Here is an 8,956-nt window from a genome sequence, read left to right on the forward strand (position 1 = left end):
GCAAAGGGGGGAGGGACGCCGCGGCGCTACCGCCCCGCCCGGCTCAACTGGTCGAACAGGCCGCCCGTGTCGAAGTTCTTCTTCTGGATGTCGTCCCAGTTGCCCTGGAGGTCCTCGATCTTGAACAGCTTGATCTCGGGCAGGAGCTTGAGGTCGGCCTCGGCCGCCGCCGCGCGCTTGAGGGGGCGATAGTGGTGCTTGGCGAAGATGGCCTGCGCCTTGTCGGTATAGAGGAAGGCGAGGTAGGCCTCGGCCGCCTTGCGGGTGCCCTTGCGGTCGACGTTGGCGTCGACGAGCGCCACCGGCGGCTCGGCGTAGATCGAGGTCGGCGGCACCACCACGTCGAACTTGTCGGCGCCGAACTCCTGCAGGACCAGGAACGCCTCGTTCTCCCAGGTCGGCAGCACGTCGCCCAGGCCCCGCTGGGCGAAGGTGACGGTGGAGCCCCGCGCGCCCGTGTCGAGCACCGGCACGTTCTTGTAGATCTGCCCGACGAAGGCGTTGGCCTTCTCCGCGTCCTTGTCCTGGTTGTAGGCGTAGCCCCAGGCGGCCAGGAAGTTCCAGCGTCCGCCCGCCGAGGTCTTGGGGTTGGGGGTGATGACCTTCACCTCGGGCTTGGCGAGGTCGGCCCAGTCCTTCACGCCCTTCGGGTTGCCTTTGCGCACGAGGAAGACCACCGTCGAGGTGTAGGGCAGGCCCTCGTTGGGCTGCCTGGTGCGCCAGTCCGCGGGGATCTTCTTGGTGAGCTTGGCGATGGCGTCGATGTCGGAGGGGATGCCCAGCGTCACCACGTCTGCGTCGACCCCGTCGATGACGGTGCGGGCCTGGGAGCCGGAGCCGCCGTGCGAGGCCCGCACCGTGATGGCCTCGCCGGTCTTGGCCTTCCACTCCTCGGCGAAGGCCGCGTTCACGTCGCGGTAGAGTTCGCGCGTGGGGTCGTAGGAGACGTTGAGCAGGGCGGTCTCGGCCGCGGCCGGCGCGAGGGAGGCCGGGACGAGGCAGGCGACCAGCACCAGGCTCGCCAGAAGGCGGGCCGGATGCGCGCCGCCGATCCCCGTAGCTGGATGCTGTCTCACGTCGATCCTCCGAAACCCGGCCGCCGCGCGATGGCGCCGCGACCGCCTGTCTGCCGTCGAGGTTGTTTCGTTCGTTTTACAGAACGTTGTCAAGCGCGTGGCGGGGGCGGCGCAGCGCCTGGGATCGCATCGCAGCAAGCGATTCGCCACCTCACTCCAAGGGATCGCGCGCGAATGCAGGGCGCCGAAAAACACCCTTCTCCCGTTCGAACGGGGCGGAGAACGGTCTTATGCCGTCGGCGCGTTCCTTAGAAAGAACGTCTTTTTCGCGGCACGGCGTAAGATGGCAGGCGGGACGGTCCCGATTGTCGTCTGAATCGACCCTAAATCCGCGCGTTCCGGTTCACGACAGAATGCCGACGCTTCGCAGGGCTGCGGCGAGCCGATTCCTACGGCAGCGTACGAGACAGGCCGATCGCGCCTCAGGCGTCGAGGTAGCCGGCTTGGTCCAGCGCCTGTGCGACGGCCTCGAAATAGGACTCGCCGGGGGCGAAGGCGGCGATCGCCGGCAGGGTCGCGACCGCGCCGTGGGAGAACGCATCCTCCGAGAGGGTGGAGGTCATGGCGCCGTCGGCGCCGAGGCGCAGGCTACCCAGGCCGAGGAAGCTGGAGGCCGCGAGGAACGCTTCGCCGATCGATCCCATCGCCATGTCGCCGCTCCGTATCGTGAGGGTTGGACGCACGAGTCCGGCGCCGGCTCCGCGTTAACGAAGCCTTAACGATGCTGAACGGGATTTCGGGCAAAGACAAGGTCGGAAACGGAACGCCGCCCCGTGTCGGGCGTGACCGCGGCGCACCACAGGGCCGACTTCGCGGGCCGGAGCGGGATTTCGCTTCGGCGTGTGGGCGCGCCGTTCATGGGCGGGCGGCTAGAAGCGGCGCAGGCCGGACGAATCGCGGATTGGCCGCTTCCCTCCCGCTCGAAGTCAGACAGCACCCATGACCGTGTTCGCCCTGATGCTCGCCGGCAATCTCATCCTGGCCGGCCTGTTCGCCGTGGCCGCCGTCGCCCTGGACTGAGGTGGGCTGCGTCTACGCCTTGGGCCGGTCGAGCTGGGCGATGAGGGCTTCCAGGCGCTGGCTCACCGGCGCCGAGAGGCTGTCGGCGTAGAGCGTGCGCAGGTTCTGGCCGAGATGGCGGCGCACGCCGGGGCTGAGAGGCGGCTTGGACGCCGGGGTAGCGGCCGGGCGATCCGTCTGCGTCTTCGACATGACCTTCGGATCTCCGCACCCCGCCCAGCAGACCCGCACAATGGCAAAGCTTGGTTAAGGGCGCGTCACCGGGTCGTCCCGCGTCGTGCCCGGACGCCACACCCCGGAACTCGCGCCGCGAAGGCCACGTTGCCCGGAGAATCATACGGCTCCAGCCCGAGGTATCCCATGCTCGTCGCCCGCCTCCTCGCAGCCGCGGCCGTCGCCCTCGCGGCGTCCCTGTGCCCGGTCCAGGCCCAGACGCCGCCCGGCGAGATCAAGGGCGTCGACGTGATGGGCGACAAGTCCCGCAGCGCCAACGACGGCTGGAGCCAGGCGCCGGTCCCGCGGGAGCAGTCCGCGGCCAAGGACGCCCCCGATCCGGGGGGCAAGTCCACCGGCGAGAACAAGTCCCGCCCCGTCCCCGATGCCCCGGCCACGGCCTCCACCGGCACCGAGCCGCAGGAGCCGATGGACCACCGCACGCCCGGCCCCTCCGGCATGAGCCCGGCGGTGCCCTCGAAGTGAGGCGGCGCACCGATTTCTCCCTCGGCTAGAGGATTGATCGGGCTGCGAAATCGTGGGCCGTCCCGGCAACAGAATCGCCTGCTGTGTCATGCCACCGCACTTGCCTGCGCGCCGCGATCCTGAGACACCTTGGAATTAAACCAACTCGTGTCGGGGAACTCCAGATGACGATCCAGGTCTCCAGGCGCGGTCTGCTGAAGGGGGCCGGCGCCGGCCTCGCGGGGGGCTCGCTCGGCGCCCTCGGCTTCGGCGGCCTCGAGCCGGCCATGGCGGCTGCCGTGCGCCCGTTCAAGCTGGCGCAGATGCGCGAGACCCGCAACACCTGCCCCTATTGCTCGGTGGCCTGCGGCGTCATCCTCTACAGCCTCGGCGACAAATCGAAGAACGCCCGCTCGGCCGTCATGCACGTCGAGGGCGACCCCGATCATCCGGTCAACCGCGGCACCCTCTGCCCCAAGGGCTCGGCGCTGCTCGACTTCATCCAGGCCGAGACCCGGACCAAGTACCCCCTGCACCGGGTGGCGGGCTCCTCCGAGTTCAAGCGCGTCTCCTGGGACTTCGCCCTCGACCGGATCGCGAAGCTACTGAAGGAGGACCGCGACAGGAACTTCGTCGCCAGGAACGGAGACCTGCCGGTCAACCGCTGGATCACCACCGGCTTCCTCGGCGCCTCGGCCACCACCAACGAGACGGCCTGGATCACCTACAAGGTCGTCCGAAGCATGGGGGCCCTGGTCTTCGACAACCAGGCCAGGGTTTGACACGGCCCATCGGTCGCCAGTCTGGCGCCCTCCTTCGGCCGCGGTGCGATGACGAATGTCTGGATGGACATCAAGCACGCGGACGTCATCACCGTCATGGGCGGCAATGCCGCCGAAGCGCACCCTTGCGGCTTCAAGTGGGTCGTCGAGGCCAAGGCGCATAACAACGCCAAGCTGATCGTCGTCGATCCGCGCTTCACCCGCACCGCGTCGGTGGCCGACCTGTACTGCCCGATCCGGCAGGGGACGGACATCGCGTTCCTGTCGGGCGTGGCCAAGTACCTGCTCGACAACGACAAGCTCCAGCATCGCTACGTCTCGGCCTATTCCAACGCCGGCTACGTCGTGCGCGAGGGCTACGACTTCCGAGAAGGGCTGTTCTCGGGCTACGACGCGGAGAAGCGCGACTACGACAAGTCGACCTGGGACTACGAGATCGGCCCGGACGGCTACGCCGTGGTCGACGAGACGATGCAGCACCCGCGCTGCGTCATGCAGCTCCTGAAGCAGCACGTCGCGATCTACACCCCCGAGATGGTGCAGCGGATCTGCGGCTCGCCCAAGGAGACGTTCCTCAAGGTCTGCGAGCTGATCGCCACCACGTCCTCGCCCGAACGGACGATGACCTCCCTCTACGCGCTGGGCTGGACCCACCATTCCAAGGGCTCTCAGAACATCCGCGCGATGTGCATCGTGCAGACGCTGCTCGGCAACATCGGCATGCTCGGCGGGGGCATGAACGCGCTGCGCGGCCACTCCAACATCCAGGGGCTGACCGATGTCGGGCTGATGAGCAACCTCATCCCCGGCTACCTCAACATCCCCACGGAGAAGGAGCCGAACTACGCCGACTACAGCGCCAAGCGGCAGTTCAAGCCGCTCCGTCCGGGACAGACGAGCTACTGGTCGAACTACAACAAGTTCTTCGTCTCCTTCCAGAAGGCGATGTGGGGCGAGAAGGCGACCAAGGAGAACGACTGGGCCTACGACTACCTGCCCAAGCTCGACGTGCCGACCTACGACATCATGCGCGGCTTCGAACTGGCCAAGCAGGGCAAGATGACGGGCTACGTCATCCAGGGCTTCAACCCCCTGATGTCGTTCCCCAACCGCGCCAAGATGGCCGACGCCTTCGCCAAGCTGAAGTTCGTCGTGGTGATGGACCCCCTCAAGACCGAGACCGCCCGGTTCTGGGAGAACCACGGCGAGTACAACGACGTCGATCCCACCAAGATCCAGACGGAGGTGTTCGAACTCCCCACCACCCTGTTCGCGGAGGAGGAGGGCTCGCTCTCGAATTCCAGCCGCTGGCTGCAATGGCACTGGCAGGCCCAGGACGCGCCGGGCGAGTGCCGCTCGGACATCGAGATCATGTCGGAGATCCATCTCCGGGTGAAGGAGATGTACAAGAAGGAGGGCGGTGCCTTCTCCGACCCGATCCTCAACCTGACCTGGAACTACGCGATCAGCGAGTCGCCGACTCCAGTCGAGCTGGCGCGCGAGCTGAACGGCTACACGCTGGCCCCGACCCAGGACCTGAACGGGGCGACGCTGCCCGCCGGCCGGCAGGTCGACGGGTTCAGTCAGCTCAAGGACGACGGCTCGACCGCCTGCGGCTGCTGGGTCTACTCGGGCTGCTACACCGAGAAGGGCAACACCATGGCCCGCCGGGACAACACCGATCCCGGCAACCGCGGCATCGCGCCGAACTGGGCCTTCGCCTGGCCGGCCAACCGCCGCATCCTCTACAACCGCGCCTCCTGCGACCCGGAGGGAAAGCCCTGGTCGGAGAAGAAGAAGCTCATCGAGTGGAACGGCAAGCAGTGGGTCGGCTTCGACGTGCCGGACTACGGCGCCACCGTGGCACCCGAAAAGGGCGTGGGCCCGTTCATCCTGAACCAGGAGGGCGTCGCCCGCCTGTGGACCCGCGGCCTGATGCGCGACGGGCCGTTCCCGACGCATTACGAGCCCTTCGAATCGCCGATGGCCAACATCCCCTTCCCGAAGATCAAGGGGGCTCCGGCCGCCCGCATCTTCAAGGGGGACTTGGCCGACCTGGGCACCTCGGATGAGTTCCCCTACGCGGCGACCAGCTACCGGCTGACCGAGCACTTCCACCAGTGGACCAAGCACGCCCGGATCAACGCGATCCTCCAACCGGAGGCGTTCGTGGAGATTTCCGAGCAGCTCGCGCGTGAGAAGGGCATCGTCAAGGGCGGCTGGGTCCGGGTCTGGTCGAAGCGCGGTTCCCTCAAGGCCAAGGCGGTCGTCACCAAGCGCATCAAGCCGCTGATGTGCGACGGCAAGGCCGTCCACGTCGTCGGCATCCCGCAGCATTGGGGCTTCATCGGCCTGACCCGGAAAGGATGGCACCCGAACTCCCTCACCCCGGTGGTGGGCGACGCCAACACGGAGACGCCCGAGTTCAAGGCGTGGCTCGTCAACATCGAGGCGACGACGCCTCCCGCCGACGCCGTCGCGTAAGGGGAGCACGGAAACAATGGCCGACTACAGCTCCCTCGACATCCGGCAGCGCTCCGCCTCTACGGAGACGCCGCCGGCCATCCGCTCGCACATGGAGGTCGCCAAGCTCATCGACGTGTCGAAGTGCATCGGCTGCAAGGCCTGCCAATCGGCCTGCGAGGAGTGGAACGACCTGCGTGACGACATCGGCGTGAACACCGGCGTCTACGACAACCCGCACGACCTCACGCCCAAGACCTGGACCCTGATGCGGTTCACGGAATACGAGAACGCGGAGACCAACAACCTCGAATGGCTGATCCGCAAGGACGGCTGCATGCACTGCACCGATCCGGGCTGCCTCAAGGCCTGCCCCTCGCCCGGCGCCATCGTGCAGTATTCCAACGGCATCGTGGACTTCATCGAGGAGAACTGCATCGGCTGCGGCTATTGCGTGAAGGGCTGCCCCTTCAACATCCCCCGCATCTCCGAGAAGGACCACAAGGCCTACAAGTGCACGCTCTGCTCCGACCGCGTCGCGGTCGGCCAGGCGCCGGCCTGCGCCAAGGCGTGTCCCACCGGTTCGATCATGTTCGGCACCAAGGCCGCGATGATCGAGCAGGCGCACGACCGGGTCGAGGACCTCAAGTCCCGCGGCTTCCAGCATGCCGGGCTCTACGACCCGGCGGGCGTGGGCGGCACCCACGTGATGTACGTGCTCCACCACAACGACAAGCCGAGCCTCTATGCCGGCCTGCCCGACGACCCGAAGATCTCGGCCCTCGTCGCCTTCTGGAAGGGCGGGGCCAAGGTGTTCGGCCTGGCCGCGATGGGCTTCGCGGCGGTGGCCGGCTTCTTCCACTACGTCACCGCGGGCCCGAACGAGGTGGTGCCGGAGGAGGAGGAGGAGGCGATCGCGTTCGACCGGGAGAAGCGCCGCGCGGGCGACGAGGCCCGGCCGCACTAGAGCACGATGCGGGAAAGTGGAAACCGGTTTCCCGAAGACATCATGCGAACACAGTGACTTGGAGCATGCTGTTTCCGTGAGAAAGCAGCCTGCTCCAAGCGCACCGGGGCCGGACGGACACGTCCGGCCCCGCGCGACTTCGAGACCGCCGGAGTAGCCTTCGGGACGATCACAGAAGCGGATGCGATGACCAGTCACACCGACGTTCGAGACGGCGAGACCCGCCCCCTCCACGAGGCGAGGGACGAGTCGCCCGAGGTCATGTACGTGCCGCGCTACACCGGCCTGCAGCGGGTGAACCACTGGATCACCGCGATCCTGTTCACCCTGCTGACACTCTCGGGGCTGGCCATGTTCACGCCCTACCTGTTCTCGCTCACCGGCCTGTTCGGGGGCGGGCAGGCGACGCGGGCGATCCATCCCTGGTTCGGCGTGGCACTGATGGTCTCCTTCGCCCTGCTGTTCCTGCGCTTCTGGCGCCTGAACATCCCCAATAGGGACGACGTGGCCTGGTCGATGAAGATCGGCGACGTGGTCACCAACCGCGAGGACCGCCTGCCCGAACTCGGCAAGTACAATGCCGGGCAGAAGGGCGTGTTCTGGGGCCAGACCGCGCTGATCGCGATCATGTTCGTCACCGGCCTCGTGATCTGGGACCAGTACTTCTACGCCTACACGGTCATCGAGACGAAGCGCTGGGCCCTGCTCGCCCATTCGCTGGCAGCCGTGATCGCCATCGCCATCATCGTCGTACACGTCTATGCCGGCATCTGGGTCCGCGGCACGGGCCGCGCCATGGTCCGCGGCACCGTCACCGGCGGCTGGGCCTACCGCCACCACCGCAAGTGGTTCCGGCAGATCGCAGGCGGGCGCCTGCGCCGCGGGCCGACCGACAAGCGCGGATCATAAAAGCCTTGGCCCGCTTCTTCAAACGTGCGCCCGCGCCCGACGACGCGGGCGAGGCGGTCGCGCCCGCCTCCCTCGAACCGACCCGGCGCCTGCGCGAACTGAAGCCCGACCCGGACCGGATCGGCATCGCCGCCTCGGTCCCGTTCGTGCGCCTGCCCGAACCGGCGAGCCTGTTCGCCGACCGAGCCGCGCGGCTGCGCAAGGTTGCCCCCGGTCATCCGCTTGCCGGCTATCTCGGCCTGCTGGCCCAGGTCGCCGAAGCCCAGGCTCAGGTCCAGGCCGCGCTGCCCCCGCCACCGCCCGAATCCGGGGCGAACCTCGCCCTGCGCCTGGAGAACGGCATGCCGCCGCTCTCCCGCCACGGGATCGAGGCTTCGGGCGCCTTCGCCGCCTGCCTCGACGGGTTGCTCGCCCGCCTCGACCTCGCTGGCGCGCCCGAACCGGCGCGCATCGCCCTCGACGCCCTGCGCGCGGCCACCCCCGAGGACCGCCTGGACCTCGCGATCCAGGTGCACGAGGGGGCGATCCCCGTCGAGCGCCTGGCCGAATGCGTCTTCGTCGCGGCGGCCCTCCAGGTCCTGATGGCCGGACAGGCCGCCCGCCTCGACACCAAGGCCCTGAAACCGGTGGCGGATGGCGTCTGCCCCTGTTGCGGCGGGGCGCCGGTGGCGAGCCTGATCGTCGGCTGGACGCCGGCCGACAAGGCCCGCTACCTGGCCTGCTCCCTCTGCGGCACCCTCTGGAACCACGTCCGCATCCGCTGCACGGCCTGCGGCTCGGGCGAGGGCGTCAGCTATTACGGCCTCGACGAGGTCTCGAAAGACGTTCAGGTCGAGACCTGCACCACCTGCCACAGCTACATCAAGCACTTGCACCAGCACCGCGACCCGAGCCTCGACCCGATCGCCGACGATGTCGCGTCCTACGGCCTCGACCTCAAGATCGCCGAGGACGGGTTTCGAAGGGCGGGCCTGAACCTGCTGTTCGTGACCTGATTTCTTGGGTTTTGGGAGGCGTCTCCAGGACAGGCGCCTTCCTCTCCTGACCCTCGCTCACGCGAG

8 protein-coding genes are annotated in these 8,956 nt (G+C 67.9%); 5 read left to right on the top strand and 3 right to left on the bottom strand.

Translation table 11 applies throughout. The features are described 5' to 3' along the window. Positions 1-26: 26 nt before the first annotated feature. From COGEMETH_RS22735 to COGEMETH_RS22745, 3 genes are all read right to left on the bottom strand, one after another. On the bottom strand, positions 27-1,025 hold the full coding sequence (locus COGEMETH_RS22735) for a sulfate ABC transporter substrate-binding protein (RefSeq protein ID WP_238184962.1): 999 nt from the start codon (positions 1,023-1,025) through the stop codon (positions 27-29). Between the two features lie 473 nt (positions 1,026-1,498). Then, the gene (locus COGEMETH_RS22740; RefSeq protein ID WP_238184955.1) at positions 1,499-1,726 is read right to left on the bottom strand and encodes a hypothetical protein; all 228 of its coding nucleotides are present in this window, start codon (positions 1,724-1,726) and stop codon (positions 1,499-1,501) included. Between the two features lie 382 nt (positions 1,727-2,108). Next, positions 2,109-2,288: a NepR family anti-sigma factor gene (locus COGEMETH_RS22745; RefSeq protein ID WP_238184956.1), complete on the bottom strand. Its 180-nt coding sequence runs from the start codon at positions 2,286-2,288 to the stop codon at positions 2,109-2,111. A 168-nt stretch (positions 2,289-2,456) separates the two neighbouring features. On the opposite strand from COGEMETH_RS22745, the gene COGEMETH_RS22750 reads away from it, so the two are divergent. The 5 genes from COGEMETH_RS22750 to fdhE all read left to right on the top strand — a co-directional run bounded on the left by COGEMETH_RS22750 (position 2,457) and on the right by fdhE (position 8,890). Beyond that, positions 2,457-2,795 (top strand): hypothetical protein, encoded by a 339-nt coding sequence (locus COGEMETH_RS22750; RefSeq protein ID WP_238184957.1) that lies wholly within the window; start codon positions 2,457-2,459, stop codon positions 2,793-2,795. Positions 2,796-2,959: 164 nt separating this feature from the next. Further along, complete coding sequence (gene fdnG, locus COGEMETH_RS22755) at positions 2,960-6,040, top strand: formate dehydrogenase-N subunit alpha (RefSeq protein ID WP_238184958.1); 3,081 nt, start codon at positions 2,960-2,962, stop codon at positions 6,038-6,040. A 16-nt stretch (positions 6,041-6,056) separates the two neighbouring features. Continuing rightward, on the top strand, positions 6,057-6,986 hold the full coding sequence (gene fdxH / locus COGEMETH_RS22760; RefSeq protein WP_238184959.1) for a formate dehydrogenase subunit beta: 930 nt from the start codon (positions 6,057-6,059) through the stop codon (positions 6,984-6,986). A 186-nt stretch (positions 6,987-7,172) separates the two neighbouring features. Beyond that, complete coding sequence (locus COGEMETH_RS22765) at positions 7,173-7,895, top strand: formate dehydrogenase subunit gamma (RefSeq protein ID WP_238184960.1); 723 nt, start codon at positions 7,173-7,175, stop codon at positions 7,893-7,895. A gap of 5 nt (positions 7,896-7,900) precedes the next feature. Continuing rightward, entirely contained in the window at positions 7,901-8,890 is a 990-nt protein-coding gene (gene fdhE, locus COGEMETH_RS22770; protein WP_238184961.1) for a formate dehydrogenase accessory protein FdhE, read from the top strand. The last annotated feature ends 66 nt before the right edge of the window (positions 8,891-8,956 follow it).

It is taken from the genome of Methylobacterium trifolii (genome assembly GCF_022179685.1).
Classification (GTDB): Bacteria; Pseudomonadota; Alphaproteobacteria; order Rhizobiales; family Beijerinckiaceae; genus Methylobacterium; species Methylobacterium trifolii.

Excerpts from the sequence above, each read along its gene's own strand:
- COGEMETH_RS22745 (WP_238184956.1), bottom strand. The coding sequence starts at position 2,288 with ATGTCGAAGACGCAGACGGATCGCCCGGCCGCTACCCCGGCGTCCAAG.
- fdxH (WP_238184959.1), top strand. The coding sequence starts at position 6,057 with ATGGCCGACTACAGCTCCCTCGACATCCGGCAGCGCTCCGCCTCTACG.
- COGEMETH_RS22740 (WP_238184955.1), bottom strand. The coding sequence starts at position 1,726 with ATGGCGATGGGATCGATCGGCGAAGCGTTCCTCGCGGCCTCCAGCTTC.
- COGEMETH_RS22765 (WP_238184960.1), top strand. The coding sequence starts at position 7,173 with ATGACCAGTCACACCGACGTTCGAGACGGCGAGACCCGCCCCCTCCAC.
- COGEMETH_RS22750 (WP_238184957.1), top strand. The coding sequence starts at position 2,457 with ATGCTCGTCGCCCGCCTCCTCGCAGCCGCGGCCGTCGCCCTCGCGGCG.